Annotated in this window: 20 protein-coding genes and 2 pseudogenes; 5 read left to right on the top strand and 17 right to left on the bottom strand. The window is 59.3% G+C overall.

Annotation, left to right across the window (positions count from 1 at the left end):
• Positions 1–3: 3 nt before the first annotated feature.
• The 4 genes and pseudogenes from K5K95_RS29685 to K5K95_RS29670 all read right to left on the bottom strand — a co-directional run bounded on the left by K5K95_RS29685 (position 4) and on the right by K5K95_RS29670 (position 3,619).
• Complete coding sequence (locus K5K95_RS29685) at positions 4–813, bottom strand: SDR family oxidoreductase (protein ID WP_222587385.1); 810 nt, start codon at positions 811–813, stop codon at positions 4–6.
• Positions 800–1,474: a TenA family transcriptional regulator gene (locus tag K5K95_RS29680; RefSeq protein ID WP_222587384.1), complete on the bottom strand. Its 675-nt coding sequence runs from the start codon at positions 1,472–1,474 to the stop codon at positions 800–802. The genes K5K95_RS29685 and K5K95_RS29680 overlap by 14 nt, the downstream gene beginning before the upstream one ends.
• A pseudogene (locus K5K95_RS29675) lies at positions 1,471–2,952 on the bottom strand (AMP-binding protein). Before K5K95_RS29675 ends, K5K95_RS29680 begins: the two are co-directional and overlap by 4 nt.
• Positions 2,942–3,619 (bottom strand): thermostable hemolysin, encoded by a 678-nt coding sequence (locus tag K5K95_RS29670; RefSeq protein WP_222587383.1) that lies wholly within the window; start codon positions 3,617–3,619, stop codon positions 2,942–2,944. The pseudogene K5K95_RS29675 and the gene K5K95_RS29670 overlap by 11 nt, the downstream one beginning before the upstream one ends.
• A gap of 207 nt (positions 3,620–3,826) precedes the next feature.
• Between K5K95_RS29670 and K5K95_RS29665 the strand changes: the two genes are divergently transcribed.
• The 3 genes and pseudogenes from K5K95_RS29665 to K5K95_RS29655 all read left to right on the top strand — a co-directional run bounded on the left by K5K95_RS29665 (position 3,827) and on the right by K5K95_RS29655 (position 5,712).
• Entirely contained in the window at positions 3,827–4,399 is a 573-nt protein-coding gene (locus K5K95_RS29665; protein ID WP_222587382.1) for a cytochrome b, read from the top strand.
• A 483-nt stretch (positions 4,400–4,882) separates the two neighbouring features.
• A pseudogene (locus K5K95_RS29660) lies at positions 4,883–5,246 on the top strand (DUF6124 family protein).
• 217 nt (positions 5,247–5,463) lie between these two features.
• Positions 5,464–5,712: a hypothetical protein gene (locus tag K5K95_RS29655; RefSeq protein ID WP_222587381.1), complete on the top strand. Its 249-nt coding sequence runs from the start codon at positions 5,464–5,466 to the stop codon at positions 5,710–5,712.
• Between the two features lie 66 nt (positions 5,713–5,778).
• Here K5K95_RS29655 and K5K95_RS29650 read toward each other — a convergent pair whose 3' ends face one another.
• From K5K95_RS29650 to K5K95_RS29625, 6 genes are all read right to left on the bottom strand, one after another.
• Positions 5,779–6,339, bottom strand: coding sequence for a YSC84-related protein (locus K5K95_RS29650; RefSeq protein ID WP_222587380.1), 561 nt, complete (start codon positions 6,337–6,339; stop codon positions 5,779–5,781).
• 322 nt (positions 6,340–6,661) lie between these two features.
• Positions 6,662–7,960 carry an MFS transporter gene (locus tag K5K95_RS29645; protein ID WP_222587379.1) on the bottom strand — a complete coding sequence of 433 codons (1,299 nt, stop codon included), beginning with the start codon at positions 7,958–7,960 and terminating at the stop codon, positions 6,662–6,664.
• Positions 7,961–8,007: 47 nt separating this feature from the next.
• Positions 8,008–9,165, bottom strand: coding sequence for a tricarballylate utilization 4Fe-4S protein TcuB (gene tcuB, locus K5K95_RS29640; RefSeq protein WP_222587378.1), 1,158 nt, complete (start codon positions 9,163–9,165; stop codon positions 8,008–8,010).
• Positions 9,152–10,606 (bottom strand): FAD-dependent tricarballylate dehydrogenase TcuA, encoded by a 1,455-nt coding sequence (gene tcuA / locus K5K95_RS29635; RefSeq protein ID WP_222587377.1) that lies wholly within the window; start codon positions 10,604–10,606, stop codon positions 9,152–9,154. The genes tcuB and tcuA overlap by 14 nt, the downstream gene beginning before the upstream one ends.
• A 167-nt stretch (positions 10,607–10,773) precedes the next feature.
• Positions 10,774–11,709, bottom strand: coding sequence for a LysR substrate-binding domain-containing protein (locus K5K95_RS29630; RefSeq protein ID WP_222587376.1), 936 nt, complete (start codon positions 11,707–11,709; stop codon positions 10,774–10,776).
• Between the two features lie 294 nt (positions 11,710–12,003).
• Positions 12,004–12,906, bottom strand: coding sequence for a LysR family transcriptional regulator (locus tag K5K95_RS29625; RefSeq protein ID WP_261398101.1), 903 nt, complete (start codon positions 12,904–12,906; stop codon positions 12,004–12,006).
• A 124-nt stretch (positions 12,907–13,030) separates the two neighbouring features.
• Here K5K95_RS29625 and K5K95_RS29620 point away from each other — a divergent pair, with 124 nt between their 5' ends.
• Complete coding sequence (locus K5K95_RS29620; RefSeq protein ID WP_222587375.1) at positions 13,031–14,461, top strand: aldehyde dehydrogenase family protein; 1,431 nt, start codon at positions 13,031–13,033, stop codon at positions 14,459–14,461.
• A gap of 96 nt (positions 14,462–14,557) precedes the next feature.
• Here K5K95_RS29620 and K5K95_RS29615 read toward each other — a convergent pair whose 3' ends face one another.
• Both K5K95_RS29615 and K5K95_RS29610 read right to left on the bottom strand, forming a co-directional pair.
• Positions 14,558–14,920 (bottom strand): DUF6463 family protein, encoded by a 363-nt coding sequence (locus tag K5K95_RS29615; RefSeq protein ID WP_222587374.1) that lies wholly within the window; start codon positions 14,918–14,920, stop codon positions 14,558–14,560.
• Positions 14,921–15,160: 240 nt separating this feature from the next.
• Complete coding sequence (locus K5K95_RS29610; protein ID WP_222587373.1) at positions 15,161–15,799, bottom strand: TetR/AcrR family transcriptional regulator; 639 nt, start codon at positions 15,797–15,799, stop codon at positions 15,161–15,163.
• Positions 15,800–15,928: 129 nt separating this feature from the next.
• On the opposite strand from K5K95_RS29610, the gene K5K95_RS29605 reads away from it, so the two are divergent.
• Complete coding sequence (locus K5K95_RS29605; RefSeq protein WP_222587372.1) at positions 15,929–17,146, top strand: MFS transporter; 1,218 nt, start codon at positions 15,929–15,931, stop codon at positions 17,144–17,146.
• A 508-nt stretch (positions 17,147–17,654) separates the two neighbouring features.
• Here K5K95_RS29605 and K5K95_RS29600 read toward each other — a convergent pair.
• From K5K95_RS29600 to glcD, 5 genes are read right to left on the bottom strand one after another with little or no spacing between them, the layout of a single operon-like run.
• Entirely contained in the window at positions 17,655–19,844 is a 2,190-nt protein-coding gene (locus K5K95_RS29600; RefSeq protein WP_409999744.1) for a malate synthase G, read from the bottom strand.
• Positions 19,845–19,890: 46 nt separating this feature from the next.
• The gene (locus K5K95_RS29595; protein ID WP_222587370.1) at positions 19,891–20,292 is read right to left on the bottom strand and encodes a heme-binding protein; all 402 of its coding nucleotides are present in this window, start codon (positions 20,290–20,292) and stop codon (positions 19,891–19,893) included.
• The gene (glcF, locus tag K5K95_RS29590; protein ID WP_222587369.1) at positions 20,289–21,530 is read right to left on the bottom strand and encodes a glycolate oxidase subunit GlcF; all 1,242 of its coding nucleotides are present in this window, start codon (positions 21,528–21,530) and stop codon (positions 20,289–20,291) included. Before glcF ends, K5K95_RS29595 begins: the two co-directional genes overlap by 4 nt.
• 3 nt (positions 21,531–21,533) lie before the next feature.
• A complete protein-coding gene (glcE, locus tag K5K95_RS29585; protein WP_222587368.1) occupies positions 21,534–22,598 on the bottom strand; it encodes a glycolate oxidase subunit GlcE in 1,065 nt (354 codons plus the stop codon).
• On the bottom strand, positions 22,598–24,097 hold the full coding sequence (glcD, locus tag K5K95_RS29580) for a glycolate oxidase subunit GlcD (RefSeq protein WP_222587367.1): 1,500 nt from the start codon (positions 24,095–24,097) through the stop codon (positions 22,598–22,600). The genes glcE and glcD overlap by 1 nt, the downstream gene beginning before the upstream one ends.
• Between the last annotated feature and the right edge of the window lie 103 nt (positions 24,098–24,200).

Genomic DNA, 24,200 nt, shown 5'->3' with positions numbered 1-24,200 from the left:
TTTTCATGGTTCGAGGTTCTCGTTATCGGGCTTGTGACTCAGGCGTCGAATCAGTGGCAATTGCTTGCGCAAGCCTCGATCCACCAGATGCGGCAGCAGGCTGTTGAGGCGTACGAAAAAGCGCTCCGGCCAGCCCAGGTACAAGTCGCGCCGGTCACCGGCGACCGCATGGATCACGGCAGATGCGACGGTTTGCGGGTCATCGACATTGGCCTTGAGCGCATCGTTCAAGGCCTGCGCCGCCGGGCTGTTCATGCTGGTGCGGGTGGCGCGCGGGGCGACATAGAGCACGCTGACCCGGGTATCCGCCAGTTCCCGGCGCAGGGCTTCTGAAAACCCGCGCAAGGCAAACTTGGTGGCGCAATAACTGGCGTAACCGGGGTAGCCGATGGAACCGTAAGTCGAGCCGACGTTTACCACCATCGCGCTGTTGGCTTGCTTGAGCAGCGGCAGCAAGGTTTTGGTCAGGCAAATGGGCGCGCCAATGTTCACCGCGAGCATGGCGTGGATGTCGCTGTCCTCCAGCTGTTCGAGCATGGCGAAATGGTTGACCCCGGCGGCGTTGATCAGCAGGTTGATCCCGCCGATGGCTTCGGCCGCGCTCAGCACTTTGCGCCGGTCGGACAGCACGGTCAGGTCCGCGCCAATCCAGCACAACTGCTGCGGATAACGTTCGATCAAGGGCGTCAGCGGTTCCTTGTGCCGAGCCACCGCCAACACCCGGGCGCCGCTGGCACACAGGGCGGTGGCGATTGCCAGGCCGATGCCGCCACTGGCGCCGGTCAATACCACGCGAGCCTCAGACAGGCGCATGTAGATTCTCCCCGTTACGCGGCAAGCCACGGAACATGTCGATGTAGAGCGTGTACACCACTTTGGAGGCGTGAATCACGGAGGCCTGATCGGCCGGGTCTTCGAGCGTGTTCATCAATCGGCGATAGGTCTGCATGTGTTCAATGTCCAGAGCGCCATGGGAGCTGAGGTAGCTGAAAGCGCTTTCGGGCAAGTCCAGCCGTTCGCGAATGCTGCCCGCCGCGTGGGTGGCGAGGGCGATACTGGTGCCTTCGAGCACGTTGACCATGCCGAACAGACCGACCGGGTTGTCGCGGGCGATCAAGTCGTAGAGATAGCTGACCATCAATTCGATTGGCAGGCTCGGCTGACCATCGCGCACGGCGTTGCGGTCGCCACCGCAGGCTTCGATATCGTCAAGCACCCACTGTTCGTGGCCGTATTCATCCTCGATGTATTCGCACACCGCTTTGCGCAGCCATTCCAGACGCGTTGGCAGACGCGCACCGCAGGCCATCATCAACGGCACGGTGTGGCGCACGTGGTAATAGGCTTGCGTCAAAAAAGCCCGGTAGCTTTCCAGGCTGACCTTGCCTTCGAGGGCGTCGAGAATGATCGGCAGGTTGAACAATGTGTGGCGTTCTTGTTGCGTGACTTCTTGCAGGGTGTCGAAAAAACTCATGATGCGGATACCTCGGGAAATACCGATTCAGACAGTTGTGCCCGGTAACGCTCGACGATGGCGTCACGGCGCGGACGGCCGTTGGCGGTGAGCAGGCCATTGGCGGGGGTGAAAGGTTGATCCAGACGGGTCCAGTGATGGACCTAGGCGTAATCGGGCAAGGCCTCGTTAGCCTGGGCCACGGCGGCGGCCAGTTCTTCGTCGGTGCAGTCCGGGCGGTGGGGCCAGAGCAGCGCGTGGTTGTGCGGCATGGCTTCGCCATAGACGAAGGCCTGGGCGATATGGCGGCGCTGGGTCAATTCGGCCTCAACCCATTCCGGGTTGACGTTGCGTCCGAAACTGGTGACGAATTGGTGCTTCTTGCGACCCTTGAGGTAGAGAAAACCTTCGGGGTCGAACTCGCCGAGATCGCCGGTCGGCCACCATTCATCGGTGTGCGGCGCTTCGCCCAGATAGCCGAGCAGGGTGGAACCCTTGACCAGCACTTCGCCGTCCTCTGCCAGGCGAATCTCGACGTGGGGCAGGGGGCGGCCGACACTGCCCGGGCGGCGTGCCTCGGGTCGATTGAGGCACACCACCGAGGCGCACTCCGACAGCCCGTAGCCTTCGTAAACCGGCAGGCCGATGCGTTGTGCGCGATGCAGCAATTCTTCGCAAACCCGCGCGCCACCCACTGCGGCAAAGCGTAATGCGCCGGGGTTGTAGGCTTTCTGTTCGGCGGCGCTGACCAGTAGTTGTAACAACTGCGGCACGAGGATCAGGCTCTCGGGCGCACGGGTCATCAGGCAGCCGAGCAACCGTGGAATATCAACACCGCTGGCGCCCTGAATTCCCAGGGTTTTCTGACTGGGCACGCTCAAGGTTGCACCGGCGTACAGCGCGGCATAGCAACCGAGGTTCTCCAACAGGATCGCCAGCGGCAACAGGGCCAGATGATGCTGCGGATCGGTTGGCGTGCTGGCCTGATACAGTTCGCGAGCGACAGTCAGAAGGCTTTCGGCGCTCAGGCATACACCTTTTGGCGTGCCCGTGGTGCCAGAGGTAAACGTCAGTTTGGCGGTCCCTTTGGGCATTCGGTCCGGGCCGCTGAACGAGCGGCGCCAGAACGCCCCTGCTTTCTCGTAGCCGCACGCTTGAAGTTCGGCGTCGAGTTCCGGCTCGGCAATCACCAGCTCGGCCTGGCTCTGTTCCAGGCAATGGCTACGTTGCGCCGGGCTGAAAAATGTCGGCAACGTCAGGCACGTCAGGCCTTCAAACAACACAGCCAGGTCCCAGAGCATGGCTTCGACGCCGTTCTCCAGCGCCAACGCCACCACCTTGACGTTTTCATCACGCAGTCGCTCCTGGCGATACACCACGTCGGCGTACAGCTCGGAGTAATCCACTTTGAGCTGATCGCCCCACAAGGCGATGGTGTTGGGCTTGCGTGCGGCGTGGCTGCGCAGGATCTGTTTGAAACGCTCGGTTTCAGGCGACATGGCTGGAATCCTCGATGGACGTTGGCAGCCCCAGGCGATTGAACATGCCGATGTTGCGTAAATGGATGAAGCCGGCGCGGATGTTGCCGACGTGCACCCAGGGTTTGCTCTCGTAATAACTGCCCCAATGCTGGCGCTCATCGCCCAGTCGCTCGGGATCGGCCGCGCAGAGCGTCACCGGTTTCAACCCCAGGCGATGAAAGCTGTTGACCAGACCGACGTTGCCGGTGAAAGCCACCCATTCCAGGCCGCCCATGGCCAACAGATAAGTGATGGCGATGATGCTCATCCGCGCGCTGCCGGTGTCGCTGGCAGCCAGGTTGCCGACTTCGACTATGCCGGTGCGGTCCACCGGACGTTCGGCGGCGGCACTGATCAGCGGCTCGATCGACTCGTCCAGATAACGCTCCAGAAACAAGTCCCCAGCGTTCGCCAATCGCACGCCGACCACCGCGGTGAGCGCGCCCGAAGCATCGCTCATGCCGAACAGCTCAGGCATGAAATGACGAATATCGGCACCATGGGCCTTGCGAAAACGATGTTGGATAAACGCTTCAAAGACAGGACGCTCGATGTCGTCCGGTAACGCCCTGGCCAGATTCATCGGTGGCGTTTCGGCGTGGCCGAAGTGCAGGGGTAGAGGAATATTCCATTCAAAATCAAGCATTGGAAGACGCCTCCCGGGTAGCTTTTGGAGGAGTATTGGTGGTGTTTCTTAACGGAGTCTGAAGGTGACAATCGCTGTCTTACCGTCCCGATCTTCAGATTGCCTTAAGACTTCGCGGGCAGGGTGTCGCCCTTCGGTGCGGTAACCCACCGGACCCCGGATGCGCGAATGACTCGGCAGCCGGCAATGACGTTTTTGAGGCCCTTTATGACCCGCGAATCAGTGACAAATCGGTACGGAAAACTCTCGATCACCCTGCATTGGCTGATGCTGGCGCTGTTCGTTGGCGTGTATGCCTGCATCGAGATCAAGGGGCTACTGCCCCGGGAGAGCACCGCCAGGGGCCTGTTTCTGGGGCTGCACGGCTTGTTCGGGCTGAGCATTTTTGCGCTGGTGTGGGTGCGTTTGCTCGGGCGCCTGACGCCTCGACCACCGATCACTCCATCACTGCCAAAATGGCAGACGGGCATTTCGCACCTGATGCACTTCGCCTTGTACGGCCTGATGATCGCCACGCCATTACTGGCCTGGCTGTTGCTCTCGGCAAGCGGCAAACCGATGCCTTATTTTGAGTTCTACCTGCCATCGCTGGTGGCGGTCGATCCGGACCAGGCCAAGCAGTTCAAATACTGGCACGAGCTGCTCGGCAGCACCGGTTACTGGCTGATCGGCTTGCACGCGGCGGCGGGGCTGTTCCATCACTATTGGGTCCGCGATAACACCCTGACCCGCATGCTGCCGGGCCGATCCGCCGATGCCGTCAATCAGCGTCAGCGCTGATTGCGGCCGAGCCTTTTCATCGTCATCCAGATACCTTGAATTCAACCCAATCCCCTGTGGGAGCGAGCCTGCTCGCGATGGCGTCAGCCCCGACGCCATCGATTTCAGACTGGAAATTGTCGCCCGACGTTTGATGACTTAAACAGATTTCAAGGCGCCTGTTTAAAGACACCCGGTGTTACGTCCCAAGGGCTACAACGTCTTGCGTCGTTGCCTACGCGTGCGCCAGAATCCGCCGGCTTGTGCGTCTGTGAGGTGGGCTATATCGTTTCCTGGTCACTGGAAAACAGTGATCGGGTTTGGTAGCCCGGTTTCGTATCACAGCGCATAGCATCACCTTTTATGGTGGCCATGCGTGGGGTCCTTTCGAGGGCGCCGGGAACTGATACGACCGGTCTACCAACCCGCGTATGGCCGCCACCTTCGTTTGGTAGCGAGTGTGATGGCTCCCTTTCAAATAAACTCGTATCAGGAGTTTTATCCATGACCAAACCCACACCCAACCCACCCGATACCGATCCAGCATCCCCCCTACGAATCCGTCGATTCCAAAAAATTCCACGACGCCGCTGAGCGTGCTCTCGACCATTACCTCAACCCAGGCGCCCACATCATGGCCGCGGTTAACGAACCCGAGCGCATGTTCCTCGTCAATCCCAAGTACGACACCGAATCCCTGTTAACCAACGCCGGCGAATCACTGGGCTCGGCCACCACCATGCTCAGCAACTTCGCGGCGTTGCTGGACAACTCTCACCGCAAGACGCTGCTGGGAATTACCCTGGTGGTGATGTTGGGAGAATTGGCAGTGAATCAGGCGCTGGATCAGGTTGAAGTGAAGGAGTAGGGCAACGCCCTCTGTGGCGGACGGCTGGTCTGGCGTCACAGAGGGTCGAGTCAATCGACAACCTACCGATGGGATTTCAACGGTCAGGTATCGGTGCTTCACCCAAAGCTTGTCTCGACGCATCAAAAAATTTGAACCGCTCTTGGACGCGCTCGCCTAATGATTAGCTTGTCGAGAATCGCACAGGCATTTTGCCAATACCGGCATACTCCGAGAGGTGATCAACGTGGCTAAAGACGACAAAAAAAGCAAAGGTGAAGCTTCGAGCGCCAGCAAGGATATGAAAGACAAAAAGTCTTCATCGACAAAGAAATCAGCGGCGGCCTCGGCTCTTTCGAAATCTTCCGATAAGAAAGACAAGAAAAAAGATGTCGAGCCAAAGAAATCTGCAAAAAAAGCTGATAGCAAGCCAGATAAGACTAAGAAGTCAGACAAGGCAGATAAGCCTGCGAAGAAGAAAAAGTGACTGAAAAGGGGCGGGTTTACTTTCCTGAAAGTAAACCCGCCCCCTCACTTTTTTGCGCGACCGGTTTTAACGCTTGATCAGCGAAATCTTGGTGCCTTCGATACTGATCCCGGCCATCAACCCTTGCTGATCGAAGATAAACGCATACGCGTCGTCCTTCAGCGTCGAGCTGGACAGGTTCTTCGCAACCCCTTCATCAACCACCACAACCGTTGGTCCTACGCCGATTTCCCAACCCTTGGTTTCAGCGACATATTTCACGGCTTTGTCGGTCATCAGGAAAACCACATAGCCATACGACTGGGCGCCTGCCTGTAGCCCCCATGAGCCGCTGACAGAGTTGTAGTAATTCTCTACTTTCGAGCCCTTCATCAATACGCCTTCGCCATAGCTACCACCAAATACGAGGCCAGCCTTGATGATTTTCGGGAAGACGAGCACAGCCTTGGCTTTTTGCGAGATGGTTTCAGAAAACGGATGGGACTTGTAGAGCATTTGTAACGCTTGCCGGGATTCGGCATTCAGATCTTCGGCGGTGGCCGCACCCGCCGTGTTGAGGAAACTCGCCGAGGCCAGTGATGCCGCTGCGAGGAAGATCGACAGGAAGAAGCGCATTGATTGAGTCATTTGCATACTCCGACAAGGGAGCATTGGATGAAAGCAGCAGTCCGCGCCTGCGTTACACAGAACCGAACCCACTGAACGTTATCCGGCGCACCCTAAAGTGTGTGATTTGCAAGCGCCGCGCTTGAGTGGAGCAGACCGAGGGTCTTTGATCAGTCGCGGTGCCATCATTGGTTGTGACCACTGTGCGAGGGCCAAGGTTCGCTGTCAGAGGGGCTGATTTTGGCCGATTACTGCCCTGACGAAAGACTGTAATCGACCTCATGCCACTCTAATTCGGTGCCCGTCGTGGTTCGACGCGTGGTAAGCGTCGGCGATCGAGAAACTAAACGGTTCTGACTGACAATGCTTTTTGCCGACGATACAGAATCGTCGTCGCCGTGAACCCGCACACCGCCGCGAACATCAGCCAGTAGGCAGGTGATGCCTTGTCGCCCGTGGTTTGGACAAGCAACGTCGAGATTGCCGGGGTAAAACCGCCAAACACCGCGGTGGCCAAACTGAAGGCCAGTGAAAACCCGACTACCCGCACGTTCTGTGGCATGACTTCGGTCAGTGCCGCGACCATGGCGCCGTTGTAAATGCCAAAGAAGAATGAGAAGTACAGCAGAACAGCGAGCAGTCGTTCGAAACTTGCCGCTTCTGCCAGCCAGTGCATGGCGGGATAGGCGGTCAAAATGCACAGCAACGATATCGCCAGCAACAGTGGCCGACGGCCAATGCGGTCGGAGAGGGCGCCGCCGACAGGCAACCAGATAAAGTTGCTGATGCCGACCAGCAGTGTGACCGCCAGGCTGTCGGTGGTGCTTAAATTCAGCACTGTCCTGCCAAACGTCGGTGTGTAAACCGTAATCAGGTAGAACGTGGTGGTGGTCATGGACGCCAGCAAGCCACCCGCCAGTACGGTGCGCCAGTTGTCACGCATCGAGCGAAAAACTTCGCGAGTTGTTGGACGATGGCTGCGAGCAGTGAAGGCCGCGGTTTCTTCCAGTGAGCGGCGAATAATGAAAATGAACGGGATGATCACGCAGCCAACGAAGAACGGAATACGCCAGCCCCAATCGGCGATCTCGGCGGCTTGCATCGTGGCGTTGATCGTGTAGCCCAATGCGGCCGCGACGACGATCGCCACCTGTTGGCTGGCCGATTGCCAACTGGTGTAGAAACCGGTGTGACCGGGGGTGGAAATTTCCGCCAGATACACGGAAACACCGCCCATTTCCGCTCCGGCGGAGAAGCCCTGGAGCAGCCTGCCCAACAACACCAGAATTGGTGCCGCCACGCCGATGGCGGCATAGCCCGGCACCAGGGCGATCAATACGGTACCGGTGGCCATGATCGACAGCGTCACGATCAGCCCCTTGCGACGGCCCACTTTGTCGATGTACGCCCCCAGCACAATGGCGCCTAACGGACGCATCAGGAATCCGGAGCCGAATACCGCGAAGGTCATCATCAGCGAGGCAAACTCGCTGGTGGCCGGAAAGAAGGTCTGAGAGATGTAGGTCGCGTAGAACCCGAACAGAAAGAAGTCGAACTGCTCGAGAAAGTTACCACTGGTGACCCGCAAAATGGCGCCCAATTTGGACCCCTTGGCTCGGGTTGTTGCCGTTGTCGTTTTCATGGCTACCGTTATGCTCACTATTGTTTTTGGAATGAGTGTTTTAACCGTCAGTCGCTGCCGGCGTTGATCGGGTTGGGTTGACGCTTCTCGATCGCGTGTTTGAGCAGCGCTGCGCTGCGGAATATTCCATGGGCGAATTTGCTGTAGGGCATGGTCAAGAAAAACGCCATGACCAGGCCGAGATGGATCGCCAACATCAAGCCCAAGGCGCTGGTTTCACGCAAAGCCAGTAGCGCCATGCCGCTTGCGCTGACCAGAAACAGCAGCGCGATGAAGCCGCGATCCATGGGTTTTTGGTTCTCATCGCCTTGCGCAGGGTTGCGACGCAGGTTCAGCCAGAGAAGACCCGCCGGGCCGATCAGCAGGCCGATGCCACCGGCAATACCCAACATCACCGGCAAGCTGAAGATCGGATAAGGTGCCGACCACTTCAGCAGATAGTGAAAGAGCGTGGCGACACCGGTGGCGGCGAAGCACAGCATGAAGCCGTAAAAGGTGAGGTGGTGGAATCGGCGTCGCCACAAGGTGAATTGGTCGTCGGCGTTGTTGCAGCCTTCGCCATGGCCGCCATCCAGGTATTTGAGTTTCGCGACGTTGGCCGTAGCCTCCAATGCAGCGGACGTTTTCAACGGCAGTGGCGCTGCGACCGGTGAAACGTTGCGCCAGAAGCGCCGTACACCCATGGTCAGGGCAAGTACCGCAAAGCCGAACACTGAGCCAAACATCAGCGCCAGGGTGTTATGCGGGAAAATCTTGTAGAAGTTGCCCCCAGGAATGGCCGTGTACAGGTTGCTCATGAGCATCAGGGTCAGGCATAAAAACAACGCCAGTGCCCCTCCGGAAGCCAGCGCCAGAGTCAGGCCGTTGCGCTGATACAACCTGCCCATCACTTGCGGCCAGGCGTATTCGGCGTAAGTATCCAGGCGCACTTTGGCCATGGCTTTGGGGATGTTGACGTCGAATTCGTGTGGGGCGGCGTACTGACAGGCGTGCAGGCACGCGCCGCAGTTATGGCACAAGTTCGCCAGGTAATGGATGTCGGCCTGAGTGAATTCCAAACGCCGGGTCATCGCCGGAAATACTGCGCAAAAGCCTTCGCAATAACGGCAGGCATTGCAGATGGTCATCTGCCGCTGGACTTCACTTTCGTCAAGATTCAATACCGGGATCAACCCGCCCGACGCTTGGGGATCAAACAGTTGCATGTCGAGACTCCGTCTTTGCAGATGAAACGCCAAAGCCCACCGAAGCGGCCGCCTGCACACCGGCGATACGGCCAAACGCGGTACCGATGGCCATGCCGATGCCGGCGGTGTAGCCCTTGCCGAGAACATTGCCGGCCATCATTTCTCCCGCGACGAACAGGTTGGGGCTCGCTTTACCGTTGAAATGCACGGCAGCGGTTTCGTCGGTGGCGAGGCCGAGGTAGGTGAACGTGACACCCGGTTTAAGCGGGTACGCGTAGAAAGGTGGTTTCACCAATGGCCGCGCCCAATGGGTTTTGGCGGGCATCAGTCCTTGGGTGTGGCAGTCGTCCAACGCCGTGTGATCGAACGTGCCAACACGGCAGGCGCGGTTGTAGTCCTCGACAGTCTTGACGAATTTTTCTTGAGGCAGCTTCAACTGGCGGGCAAGGTCTTGCAGAGTATTGGCGGTAGTTCCGGGAAAGACCGGTGGCATGAAGCGGCCGATGGCTTGTTGATCGATGATCGAATACGCCTGCTGACCGGGTTGTCCGGCCACTAGACGCCCCCAGATCGCATAACGTTTCGGCCAGAAATCCTCACCTTCGTCGTAAAAGCGTTCGCCATCACGATTGACCACCACACCCAGCGATACGCAGTCGATTCGGGTGCAGATGCCGCCGTCGTAGAGTGGCGCGCGGGCATCAATCGCGACCATGTGTGCTTGTGTCGGATCGCCGATCACATCTGCGCCAAGGTCGAGCATGCGCCGCAGCAAAATGCCGGTGTTGAATCGGGTGCCGCGGATCAGGAAATTGTCCGATGGCCATTCACCGCGTTCGTTCTGACCCCACGCTTCGCGCAGCCATTCACGGTTGGATTCGAAGCCGCCGGCCGCCAACACGCAGGCCCGGGCTTCAATGCGTTCTGCGGCGAAACGCTGACCATCGACCTCATGTTCGCCCACATGGGCGGCGACGAATTTCCCCTCATCCAACTCAATGTCGGTCACTTGCGCGTTGTAGCGAACTTTTACACCCAGGCGCTCGGCGCTGCGGAAATAGGCATTGACCAGCGCTTTGCCGCCGCCCATAAAAAATGCATTGGTCCGCGCCACGTGCAGCGCGCCGGACAGCGGTGGCTGAAAATGCACGCCGTGTGAGCGCATCCAGTCGCGGCAAGAGGACGATGCCCGAATTGCAATGCGTGCAAGCTTTTCATCCGTAAGGCCACCGGTGACCTTCAGCAGGTCTTGCCAGTATTCTTCTTCCGGATAGGCATCGATCAGCACGTCCTGCGGTTCGTCGTGCATGCACCGCAGGTTACGGGTGTGTTGGGAGTTGCCACCGCGCCAGATTTTCGGAGAGGCTTCCAGCAGCATCACGCTGGCGCCCGCTTCTCGCGCCATCAGGGCGGCGCACAAGGCAGCGTTGCCACCCCCTATGATTAAAACATCGATCATTATCGCTCCTCGATTTGCAAGGAAGCGGGAACGAAGTGCTCCTTGCGAGTGGGGAGAACGATAGGGTGAGGCAGGAGTGGCCGAAAGGCTGCGTTTGACGCGGGGTGTTTAGTTTTTCTAAAGGCTTTGTCGTCTGGAGAGTCTAATGAGTCCGGGGTGAAGGAGGATTACGCATCTACACCTTCTATCCATGTAGCTCCAGGCCACTGTTTGTCGACGACCAGCTGTCGCGCCACATCGACGATGACCAACCGCGTTGCCAGCGCCGCCGGAGAGAGTTCGTCGTCAGCCAGCGTCGCCAGAAGATTACGCCGGCCCACATGGGGATCGGCAATCCTGACCAGTGAAAGTCCTGACCCGTCTTTCAATGCAGCGGCCGCCCCCGGTTGGATCGTTGCTGCATGACCTGCCCGAACGGCGTTCATCAACACAGCGAGACCGTCGACTTCCATAATCACATTGGGTGTTAGCCCGACCCGCTCGAACGCGCTCATTAATGCCGAGCGCAGTCCATGTTGCGCGCTAGGCATCACCAGCGGCAGGCTGCCGAGGTCTGCTAACTGCACGCTATCACCAGAAGGCGCTTGAGGCAGGCTGGGCGAAGCAATGACAAACAACTTTTCATCCAGCAGCGGAGTCACGCTCCAGCGTTTACCCCCTTCGAGCTGGAACAGGATGGCCAGATCAATTTGCCGTGCGTTGAGCTGCGCCGCCAAGTGGCCGGAAAGCATTTCCACCAAATGCAGCTGTATGTCCGGATAGCGCGCACGCATTGCGTTGATCAACGGCAACGCGAGCACCGTTGCGGTGGTCGGCGGTAAGCCGACGCTGACATAACCGCTCATTCGCCCGCGATGGGCGGCCATGATTGCGTTTTCCGCCTGGCGTAGCGTCAATTGGGCATGGTGTAAGAACGCAAATCCGGCGCTAGTGGGCGTCACGCCGGTAGAGGTTCGATTCAGGAGGCGGGTGCACAGTTCGCTTTCCAGCTTGGAGATTTGCTGACTGAGGGCTGACACGCCAACGTCCAGTTCAAGTGCCGCACGCCCCAGGCTGCCAAGCTCGATGATTTTTACGAAATAGCGCAGTTGTCTCAATTCCAATGTGGCGGCTCCTCGCGAATTTGCAATTCAAATACCTGAACGTTTGCCACGCAAGTTACGAAGCACGAAGAGGCAGCATTGTCGCAGGTTTGGGTTGACCGTTGAGCGCGTGCGCTTTGTCGAGGACTGGTAGCAGCGGACCCGAAGCTTTCATCGAGACAATGGTCACTGATCCTGGATTTCATACCAGGGTGCCTTGGACGTGACTTCGATATGTTGCTACTTGTCGGTAATAAAGGTCATGTCTAGCGAACCCAACGTTATAAATATCCAGTCTGCGCGGGTGAAACATGATCAAACCACAACGGGCCGCAACTCGTGCGCCAGTTCAATCAGTGCGCGCAATCGCGCCGGCACGAAGCGATGGCCCGAGTAGTAGAGCCTCAACCCGCCAAACGACGGGCACCACGGCATCAACACCGGCACCAGTGCGCCGCTTGCCAGTTCTTCCAGGATGAACCACTCGGAAATGAAACCAATGCCAAGGCCCAACAACACGGCCTGCTTGATCGCCAGCAACTCATTGAACGCGAAGCGCACCGGCAGATCCATCTGCAACTTCTGGCCGTCGCGCTCCAATTCCCACTGGTAGAGGCCTCCGTGGGCCATGCGCATGCCGATGCTCTGGTGGGAGAGCAGATCTCGCGGATGCTCGGGCACGCCGTGGCGTTCGAGGTACTCGGGCGTTGCCACCACGAGCATCCGGATGTCACCTGACAGTGCCACGGCAATCATGTCTTGCGGCACGGACTCTGCCAGGCGAATCCCGGCGTCGAAGCCACCGGCGATGATGTCGACCATGCTTGATTCGCTGACGATGTCGATGCGCACTTCGGGATAGCGCTGAGCGTATCGCTTCAATAGCGGCTCCAACAGCAGGTAGGCCGCGCCATTCGGTGCATTGATGCGCAATGTGCCGCTGGGTTCATCGGGGCCGACGCTGGCTTCTTCGCCAGCACTTTTGATCTGTGCCAACGCAGGTGCGATGCGTGCCACGTAGCGCTGCCCGATGTCGGTGAGGGCAACGCTGCGCGTGGAGCGATTGAACAGGCGTACTTTCAGGCGCGCTTCCAGGCCAGCCACCGCGCTGCTCACGGCGGTGGTGGACATGCCCAACTCCTGTGCTGCGCCGCGAAAACTGCTGCGGCGCGCAACGGCCAGAACCACTTCCAGTTCGGTCATTCCTGTTCTGTGCATGGATTGTCCTGAAAATGCGGATTCTTCATGAGCCAAAGGATAGCTTATCGGAACAATGAACTCTTCTTAGACTTCGCTTCACAGAGGCTCGATTCAGGCGAGTCATTTTGAGCGAGGAGTTTCCATGCAACGCATTGAACATATCTACATCAACGGCGAGTTCGTCATTCCACACGGGCAGGAATGGTTCGACCTGCATAACCCGAGCACCGAGGAAGTCATCGGTCAGGTTCGGCTGGGCGATGCACTGGACGCACAGCGTGCGATCGCAGCCGCCAAGGTAGCGTTCCCGGCGTGGGCTCGTACCAGCCGGGAGGAGCGCATTGCGGCACTGCAACGCATGCACCGGGCCGTGGCGGCAAGGGAGGAAGAACTGTTGGAGGCCATCCTCGTGGAATACGGCGCACCTGCGGTCCGCGGGCGCTGGATGGCGACTTATCCGACTGACGTGATCGCGCAGGCAATCGATGCACTGGAGGCGTTCGATTTCGAGGAGCAGGTCGGCATGGCCAGGGTCATTCTGACGCCCGTGGGCGTTACCGGTCTGATCACACCCTGGAACAGCAATGCGGGCTTCATCTGCAACAAGCTGGCCACCGCGCTGGCGGCAGGCTGCACCGCTGTCATCAAGCCGAGCGAGATGAGCGCGTTGCAGACGCAGGTCGTGGTCAGGGCGTTGCACGAAGCGGGGCTGCCACCGGGTGTATTCAATATCGTCAACGGACGAGGCGATGTGGTAGGCGAGGAAATCGTCCGTCATCCCGACGTTGCCAAGATCTCGTTCACGGGGTCGTCCGCGGTGGGCAAACATCTGGTAAGAGCCGGTGCCGACACCATGAAGCGCGTGACGCTCGAACTCGGCGGCAAGTCGCCCACCGTCGTACTTGACGATGCGGATTTCCATGCGGTCATGCCATTGGTGCTGCAAGCCGGATTTCTCAACAGCGGCCAGGCTTGCATCGCGGGCACTCGCATCCTCGTGCCGCGCAGCCGGCTGGCAGAGTTCGAGCGGATTGCGAAGGAGGGGGTCTCACAGATTCACTCGGACGATCCACGCAACGCCGACACCGACATCGGTCCGATGGTGAGCCAGAAACAATGGGAACGGGTGCAGCGCTACATCCGTACCGGCCAGGAAGAAGGCGCGAGGTTGTTGGCGGGTGGCGAAGGTCGCCCGGAAGGCTTGCATGCCGGATGGTTTGTGAAGCCCACGATCTTCACTGATGTCAACAACCGGATGCGCATCGCCCGTGAGGAAATCTTCGGCCCGGTGCTGACGATCATCCCCTACGAGGATGATGCTGATGCGATCAGCATTGCCAACGATACGGACTATGGGCTGAGCGCCCTGGTGCTGGGAAAAAGCTCCGAACGTTGTATGAACGTCGCCCGTCAGATCGATTCGGGACGCGTGCTCATCAACACCCTGGCCCACGAACCGCGTGCCCCCTTCGGTGGATTCAAGCATTCAGGCCTTGGGCGCGAAATGGGCAGGTGGGGGATGAGCGCGTATTTGGAGCCTAAGACGTTGATCAGGTATGACCCGTTGAAATGACAGGGGCAGGTTCCTGTGTGGGAGCACTGGATGGGGAATAGCAGCCAGCGTCCGCTTTTGGCCGATTGTTGCCTATCGTGAAGGATGAACCGTTTGTCAGGCGTACAAGCCATACCCTGCCGCGATGATCAGCGGAGAAACCAGCAGCGTTGCCCAGAACCCCGATTTTGGAACAGCAATGACGCAAATGATCGAGATCATAAGCACATAGATGCCAACCATTTTAAGCAGCGCGAGATCGCCAATGGCTACGGCGTGAATCGCTGTCTGCCCTGCGAGCATAAAAAGCGGCCCCAGCATGGTAAACCACAGGGCAGTACGCCGATCTTCGTGCGCTTTGAATTGGTCAACGAAGCCAGAGTCTATAGCGGCGGCGAATGCTGTTTTGAACTTGATAATACCGAATGGAATATGGAGGACGCCCAAGGCGAACAGGGTCCATGCGACGATGTTGGACATGTCTTATATGCTCCGCAACGGGAAGGTTGGCTTAGAAGTGCTCACGGCAAATACGACATTGCTCAGGGAGAAACGCAACATGGGTCACGGCAAGGACTGCTCCCCGCGAATGAAGCTACCCATTCGCCATCACCGTGTCCACCGTTCACTTTTGACCGTTATCTACCAGTCATCACCGGCATCAATCGACGGTGGATTCAACCGGTCGACGCACAGATTGGCTAAATCGATCAGTCCCTTTTAACCATTGCAATGGGTGGGCGGCACAGTAGAGGCAGCAATGTCCCACGTCAGCATTATCTGGGTGATGGCCGCATCAATGACCCCATGCTGCGTGTTATCCCGAGCAAGGATGGAAATACCCTGCAAGAAACTGTCGAACACCGTAGCCATCGCAGGCGCGTAAATATTGCCCGGCAACTGACCGGCACTGACACCCCGCTCAACACACGCCAAAATCCCCGCGCGAGTGCGGGCGCGAGATTGGGTCAGGGCATCGACCACTCGCGCATTCTCTGGGCTGGGCGCGCTCATCATGCCGAGGGTCACCATGCAGCCCTTGGGGTGGCCTTCTTCACACTGCATGCGCGCCGACTGGCGCAGCGCTGTCTCGATAGCCTGGCGTGGCGGCAGGCTCTCGTCCCATAGGCATTCGGTGACTTGGGCGAAGGTCGCCAGGTAACGCTGCACACACTCATCAAATAACGCTTCCTTGGAACCGAACGCCGCGTAAAAACTCGGCGCAGAGATCCCGCCACCGAGTCCGGCTTTCAACTGAGCGAGGGAGGTCGCGTCGTAGCCTTGTTGCCAAAACAGGTGCAAGGCCTGTTCCACGGCGTGGTCACGGTCGAAGGTGCGGGGGCGGCCCATTTGCGCCATTTCAAGGCTCCTCTGAATGACGAGATAAATACTAGTCGATACATAAGTCGTTGACAACAAGCGCTGCCTGCACTCAACATTTGTATCGATCAGTATTTAAATATGAAGTCCTCGCTCAAGGAGTCTCCCGTGACACCCTCAATCACCTTATCGGCAGCACCCGACCGCCTGCCCATCGGGGCGTTGCTTGCTCTGGCCATGACCGGCTTCATCTGCATCGTCACCGAAACCCTGCCCGCTGGCCTATTACCGCTGATCAGTGAAGGCTTGGCGATTTCCCCCTCCATGGCCGGCCAGATGGTCACCGCTTACGCTCTGGGCTCGGTGCTGGCGGTCATCCCAATGACCATCGCCACCCGCGGTTGGCGCCGCCGTAACGTGCTGCTGCTGACCATCGTCGGTTTCTTGCTGTTCAATTCCATCACCGCGCTGTCATCCCATTACGGCGTGACTCTGGTAGCGCGCTTCTTTGCCGGTGTCGCGGCGGGGTTGGCCTGGAGCCTGCTGGCCGGCTACGCACGCCGCATGGTTGCGCCCCATCAACAGGGCAAGGCGCTGGCGCTGGCCATGGTCGGCACACCGATTGCTCTGTCCCTGGGCGTTCCCCTCGGCACCTGGCTCGGCGGCCTCGTGGGTTGGCGCACCACCTTCGGCATCATGTCGGCCCTGACTCTGGTGCTGATCGCCTGGGTACTTGTGAAAGTCCCTGACTACCCTCCCCAAGCTGCACACCAGCGCATGTCGCTGCGCACTGTGCTGACCACGCCGGGCGTACAACCTGTGCTAGCGGTGGTGATCAGCTGGATGCTGGCACACAACATTCTCTACACCTACATCGCACCGTTTGTGGCGCCGGCGGGGTTGGGGGATCAAGTGGATTTGGTGTTGTTGGTGTTTGGTATTGCTGCGTTGGTGGGGATTTGGGTGACTGCCAAATTGGTTGAGCCATTGTTGCGCAAGACTGTGTTGGTGAGCTTGGCAGCGTTTGCGGCTGTTTGCGTGATGTTAGGTTTTTTGGGTAGCGTGCCTGAGGTGATCTACATCGGTATGGTGGTTTGGGGGGTGAGCTTTGGTGGGGCGGCGACGTTGCTGCAAACGGCACTGGCGGATGCGGCCGGGGATGGGGCTGATGTGGCGTTGTCGTTGAATGTGGTGGCCTGGAATAGCGCGATTGCGGGAAGTGGGGTGATGGGTGGGGTGTTGTTGGATAGATGGGGCGTCGCCTCTTTTCCATGGGCAATGGTGGTGTTGGTGGGTGTGGGGTTTGCAATTGTCTGGAGCGCTCGGGTTCACGGCTTCAAATCGGGCCCGCGTGCGGCTGGCAGACCTGCGGTTGCGGGGCACTGAACCACATGAAAAATCGGCAATCCGAGGGGGCGGCCTTAAGTCGATAGCGGCTTTTTGATCGATTTCTGACATCTGTAAAAGGGTCGTTATCGACCCGATGTCGCCACACTCCGGGCAGATGTAAATGAGCACCCGATTCGGCTCTTCTTCTGGCTCATTGAATTGCAGAAGGCTAGCGCCCAAGAGCTGATTTTGTTGGACGGGCTTCAGGCAAGATTAGGGGCTTCAGGCGAGGGACCGCTCCTGGCCTATTTCTGCCTATTGCGAGGACCGCATTTGCCCCAAACCGGCCCCGCCGAGCAAGAGCGTTCGAAAAAAAAGCCGCCCGGTGATGGGCGGCAAAGTACAAACTTGAATTCAATCAGACGCTCTAAAGAACACGCAGTAAATGGCCTGACGACCGGTTCGATGCGGGCCAATATTTGCTTGACCTTATCGGTCTTTCAAGCGGTACAACACCTGACCAAGGACGTCTGACGCCAGCGTAAAAAAGACTCCCAGCTCATAGTTACAGCTTTGTACTTTTGAGTTTCAATCGAAATTTGTGTAACAGCGGTTCGGTATAACCGTTGGGTTGCGCACAGCCTTCGAATACCAGTGCGCAGGCCGCTTGAAAGGCAATGGACTGCTCAAAGTCCGGAGCCATGGGCTTGTAGATCGAATCCCCCGCGTTCTGCTCATCGACGACCCGCGCCATACGCTGCAATATTTCGAGGGTCTGTTCCTTGGTGATTATCCCGTGTCGTAGCCAGTTGGCCATGTGCTGGCTGGAGATGCGCAAGGTCGCGCGGTCTTCCATCAACCCCACGTTATGGATGTCGGGCACCTTCGAGCAGCCAATGCCTTGTTCGACCCAGCGCACTACATACCCCAGCAAGCCTTGCGCGTTGTTTTCGACTTCCTGACGAATCTCATCCGCCGACCAGGATGGGGCGGTGACGACCGGCACGCTGAGCAAGCCGTCCAGAAGTGCCGGGCTGGCGCCAACGAAGTCCGTTTTTTCAAGGGACTCCTGCACCGAGCGCGCGTTGACCTGGTGGTAATGCAGCGCGTGCAAAGTGGCGGCGGTCGGCGAGGGAACCCAGGCGGTATTCGCGCCTGCTTTCGGGTGGGCGACTTTTTGCTTGAGCATATCGGCCATCCGGTCCGGCATGGCCCACATGCCTTTGCCAATCTGCGCCCGCCCACGCAATCCGCAGTCCAGACCGACGAGCACATTGTTGCGCTCGTAGGCGTCGATCCACGCGGTGTTTTTCATGTCTCCCTTGCGCAGCATCGCGCCCGCTTCCATGGCGGTGTGCATCTCGTCGCCAGTGCGATCCAGAAAACCGGTGTTGATGAACGCGACCCGTGACGAGGCTGCCGCGATACAGGCCTTGAGGTTGACGCTGGTGCGTCGTTCCTCGTCCATGATGCCCATTTTCAGCGTGTGACGTTCGAGCTGAAGCAGGTCTTCGATGCGGCTGAACAATTGCTCGGCGAAGGCCACTTCGGCGGGGCCGTGCATTTTTGGTTTGACAATATAGACGCTGCCGGTCCGTGAGTTGCCGCGGCGTTGCAGGTCATGCAGGGCAATCAGGCTGGTGATGACGCCATCGAGAATGCCTTCCGGGATTTCCAGTCCGCCATTGTCAAGAATCGCCGGGTTGGTCATCAGGTGCCCGACGTTGCGGATGAACAGCAGCGAACGCCCGTGCAGCGTCAGTGCACGGCCATCAGCGGCGGTGTATTCGCGGTCCGGGTTCAATCGACGAGTGATGGTTTTACCGTTTTTCTCCAGGTCTTCCTTGAGGTCGCCCGTCATCAAGCCCAACCAGTTGCGGTACACCTGCACCTTGTCTTCGGCGTCGACTGCCGCCACCGAATCTTCGCAATCGATGATGGTCGACAGCGCTGCTTCGATCAGCAAGTCCTTGACGCCGGCAGCGTCAGCCTGGCCGATGACGCTCTGGCGATCGATCTGGATCTCCACGTGTAGATCGTTATTTTTCAGCAGAATGGCCGTGGGGGCAGCGAGCGAGCCCTGGTAGCCGATGTACTGCGTGGCATTCGCCAAGCCGGTTTGACTGCCATCGTTCAAGGTGACTTGCAGCGCTCCACCTTCAATGCCGTAACGCGACACGGCTGTATGGGAGCCACTGCTCAACGGGAACGCCTGATCGAGAAACGCCCGCGCAAAAGCGATGACTTTCGCCCCGCGCACAGGGTTGTAAGCCCAACCTGGTTCAGCGCCGCCGTCGTCGGAAATCACATCGGTGCCATACAGGGCGTCGTACAACGAGCCCCAACGGGCATTGGCCGCATTCAGCGCGTAACGGGCATTCACGGCGGGGACAACCAGTTGCGGTCCAGCCTGCATACTGATCTCGGTATCAACGTTACTGGTGCTGACGTTGACGTTCTCGGGCTGTGCGTGCAGGTAACCGATCCTTCTGAGGAAGTCGCGGTACGCCGGCATGTCGGTCACCGGGCCCGGGTGTGCACGGTGCCAGGTGTCCAGTTCGGCTTGCAGGCGATCCCGCTCTGCCAGCAGCGCGCGGTTGATCGGTGCCAGTTCGTGCACCAGCGCGGCGAAACCACCCCAGAACGTTTGTGAATTCAGACCGGTTCCCGGCAAGACGTCCGAATCAACGAAACGCTGCAGGACAGGTGCGACCTTGAGGCCATGGCAGTTAACGAAATCGGTCACTTTTTGCATCTCCATCACACGGTGTTTATCGAGCGCTGACAGCGTCACGTTCAGTTCATTTCAGGCATTGCGCGCCGGCCTTGGCCACTTGTGCATCCTGCTCGGCCTTGACCCCGGACACGCCGACCGCGCCGATCACCTGGCCGTCGACGATGATCGGCACGCCACCTTCAAGGGACGTCAGCAAGGGCGCTGACAAAAAGGCATGGCGCCCACCATTGACCATCTCTTCATAACCTTTCGATTCACGCCGACCCAGCGCCGAGGTGCGGGCCTTTTCGGTGGCGATGTAGGCGCCAATCGGAGCGCAACCGTCGAGGCGTTCAAGGGCCAGGGGATGGCCACCGTCGTCGACAATCACGATGGTCACGGCCCATTGGTTGGTCTGCGCTTCGGTGCGTGCAGCCGCGAGGATTTGGCTGACTTCGGTCTGGCTCAGTACGGCTTTGCTTTTCATGGGGATTCTCCAGTGCTCGGTTGGGGCAAGGCGGCTTCGACCAGTTCGATCCAGTGCCTGACAGGGGTTCGGCCCGCACCGTCGAGGTGCGACTGACAGCCGATATTGGCCGTGACAATGACTTCGGGATGCCCGCTTTCCAGCGCATTGAGCTTGTTGTCGCGCAGTTGCCGGGACAGTTCGGGTTGGGTCAGCGAATAGGTGCCCGCCGAACCGCAGCACAGGTGACTGTCGGCAACCGGCGTGAGGTTGAAGCCCAGGCTCGTCAGAATCGCTTCCACCGCGCCGCCGAGTTTTTGCGCGTGCTGCAAGGTGCAGGGGCAATGGAAGGCCAGGCGCTGGTCGCTATGGACGCCGAGTTTTTCCAGTGGCTCGTCGCGCAGCACTTCGACCAGATCCTTGGCCAGTGCACTGACTTTTCTAGCCTTCTCGGCATAAGTCGCGTCGGTGCTGAGCAGGTGGCCATAGTCTTTGATGAAAGCGCCGCAACCGCTGGCGGTTTGTACGATCGCCTCGGCGCCGTTTTCAATGCTCGGCCACCACGCATCGATATTGCGGCGGGCGCGATCAAGGCCGGCCGCCTGAGCGTCGAGGTGATAGTCCACGGCGCCGCAGCATCCGGCTTCGCGGGCCGCAATGACGCTGATCCCCAGTCGGTCCAGAACCCGCGCGGCGGCCGCGTTGGTATTGGGCGACAGACTCGGTTGAACGCAGCCTTCGAGCATCAGCATCTGCCGGGTGTGGCGCGTGACCGGGCGCGGCTTGGCCGGATAGACGCGGCGAGGTAACTTGATCTGCAAGGTGTTGGGCAATAACGCCCGAAACAGCTGCCCGCTGCTGACCAGTGCCTTGAACAACCCGGGATTGGGCACGACGCTGCGCAGCCCCTCGCGCAACAACCGCTGACCGAGTGGGCGCGGCACCGCCGCATCGACCACCGCCCGGCCGATGTCCAGCAGGTTGTGGTAGTCGACGCCGGAAGGGCAGGTGGTTTCACAATTGCGGCACGACAGGCAGCGATCCAGGTGCTGTTGGGTCTTCTGCGTGACTTCGTTGCCTTCCAGCACCTGCTTGATCAGGTAAATCCGCCCCCGCGGTCCATCCAGTTCATCGCCCAGCAATTGATAGGTTGGGCAGGTGGCGTTGCAGAAACCGCAGTGCACACAGGTGCGCAGAATGCTTTCGGCTTCTTCGGCGCGGGGCAGTTGGCGGGCGTGTTCGCTCAAGGTGGTCTGCATGGGTCAAAGCTCCGCGTACAGGCGTCCGGGGTTGAAAATCCCCCGGGGATCGAGTTGTTGCTTCAGGTTCCGGTGGTAGCGCAGCAGTGCTGGGGGCAACGGCTGGAACGGGCTGTCGATCAGGCCATGGCTGTAACAGGTCACATGCCCGCCGACTTCTTCCACGATCGAGCGAATGAAGGCTGCCTCTGCGTCAGATTTGAGCCAGCGCTGTGCGCCGCCCCAATCGAGCAACTGACGGCCAGGCAGGGAAAGCCGTGGCGTGTTGTGAGGCACGGACAGGCGCCAAAGCGGCTGGTCCTCATCAAAGAAGCTCAATCGATGTTCGTTGAGATCATCCCAATACGAAGCGTCCAGCAACTCGCCGCCGAGTCGGTCATGCGCCGCCGCCACCGAGCCTTCACCGCCCTCAAGTCGCAGGTGCAGTCGCTCGCCATCGTGGCACGCGGCGCTGATCGGCAACGGTTGCTGGCCCCATTCGGCGAGGCGCAGCAAGGCGCGATCACTGTCCATGTCCAGGCTGATGCTCAAGCATTGACGTGGTTTTGGCAGGACCTTGAGTGAGACTTCGGTCACCACGCCCAGCGAGCCGTAGCTGCCCGCCATCAAGCGCGACAGATCGTAGCCGGCGACGTTTTTCATGACTTCGCCACCAAAGCGCAAATGCTTGCCATGCCCGGTGATAACCCGTGTTCCGAGGACGAAGTCCCTGACGGACCCGGACCAGGGGCGCCGTGGCCCCGAGAGCCCGCTGGCGATCATGCCGCCGACCGTTGCACCGTCGCCGAAGGAGGGCGGTTCGCAGGGCAACATCTGCTGCGCCGCGTCCAACACCTCAGCCAGTTCTGCCAACGGGGTGCCACAGCGGGCGGTGATCACCAGCTCGGTCGGGTCGTAGCTGACGATGCCTCGGTGGCTGCGCGTGTCGAGCACTTCGCCCGCCACGATGCGTCCCAGAAACGCTTTGCTGTTGGCGCCTTGAATGCGCAACGGCGTGGCGTTTTGCAATGCCTGGTTGACCTGCTCCAGCAGAGAGGTGCTGTCGTCGAAATCGAGTTCGCGGCGCATCAGAATCGCTCCAGTTCAGGGAAGGGCATTTGCCCCATGTGAACGTGCATGGCGCCAAATTCGGCGCAGCGGTGCAGCGTCGGAATGTTCTTGCCGGGGTTGAGCAGGCCGCTTGGATCGAAGGCGGCTTTGACGGCATGGAACACGGTCAACTCGTCGCTATTGAACTGCGCACACATCTGATTGATTTTTTCGCGGCCCACGCCGTGTTCACCGGTAATGCTGCCGCCGACCTTCACGCACAATTCGAGGATCTTGCCGCCCAGGGCTTCAGCGCGATCGAGCTCACCCGGTTGGTTGGCATCGAACAGAATCAGCGGGTGCATGTTGCCGTCACCGGCGTGGAAAACGTTGGCCACGCGCAGGTCGTACTCGGCCGACAACGCCGCGATCGCGTGCAGCACGCCGGGCAGTTCGCGGCGCGGGATCGTCCCGTCCATGCAGTAATAATCCGGGGAGAGACGACCCACCGCCGGAAAGGCGTTCTTGCGTCCGGCCCAGAAGCGCATACGTTCGGCTTCATCGCGAGCCTGGCGCACTTCGGTGGCGCCGGCCTGTTCCAGCACCTGGCGCACGCGGTCGCAGTCATCATGAACGTCGGCTTCTACACCATCGAGCTCGCACAACAGAATGGCCTCGGCGTCGACCGGGTAACCAGCGTGAATGAAGTCTTCGGCGGCGCGAATGGCCAGGTTGTCCATCATCTCCAGACCGCCCGGGATGATGCCGGCGGCAATAATGTCACCCACTGCGCGGCCAGCCTTCTCAACGGAATCGAACGCCGCCAAAAGCACCTTGGCGGTCTGCGGTTTGGGCAGCAGTTTGACCGTGACCTCGGTGATGACACCGAGCATGCCTTCGGAACCGGTGAACAACGCCAGCAGATCGAAACCCGGAGAATCGAGCGCCTGGGAACCCAGGCTCAGGTGTTCGCCGTCGACGGTGAGGATGTCGACCTTGAGCAGGTTGTGCACGGTCAATCCGTACTTCAGGCAATGCACGCCGCCGGCGTTTTCCGCCACATTACCGCCGATTGAGCAGGCGATCTGGGAGGAAGGGTCCGGCGCGTAATACAAGCCAAACGGCGCGGCCGCCTGGGAAATCGCCAGGTTACGCACCCCCGGCTGAACCCGGGCCGTGCGGGCGGCAGGGTCGATGTGCAGGATGTTGTTGAAGCGCGCCATCACCAGCAGCACGCCTTTTTCCAGCGGCAATGCACCGCCGGACAAACCGGTGCCGGCACCGCGGGCGACCACCGCGACCTGACGCTCATGGCAGAGTCGAAGCACGCCTTGCACCTCGTCGATGTGGCGCGGCAGCACCACCAGCATGGGCGTGGTGCGGTAAGCGGAAAGTCCGTCGCATTCGTACGGTTTGAGCTCTTCCTGTTGATGCAGGACTTCCAGATCCGGCCATTGCGTGTGCAAGGCTTGCAGCAGCGCATTTTTGTCGACGTCTGGCAGGACTCCGTCAACGCGCTCGTCGTAGAGAATGTTCATCGGTGCACGACACTCGCTTGTTTTTATAAGTGGTCTTTGCGTATGCAACTGACTTGCATCATTGGACTGAGCCGATCTACTGTCTATGTATTGTTTGAGTGGT

Source organism: Pseudomonas sp. DR48 (genome assembly GCF_019823085.1).
Lineage (GTDB): Bacteria > Pseudomonadota > Gammaproteobacteria > Pseudomonadales > Pseudomonadaceae > Aquipseudomonas.
The sequence above is the reverse complement of the archived record's forward strand: the minus strand, read 5'-3'. Positions and strand labels throughout refer to the sequence as shown.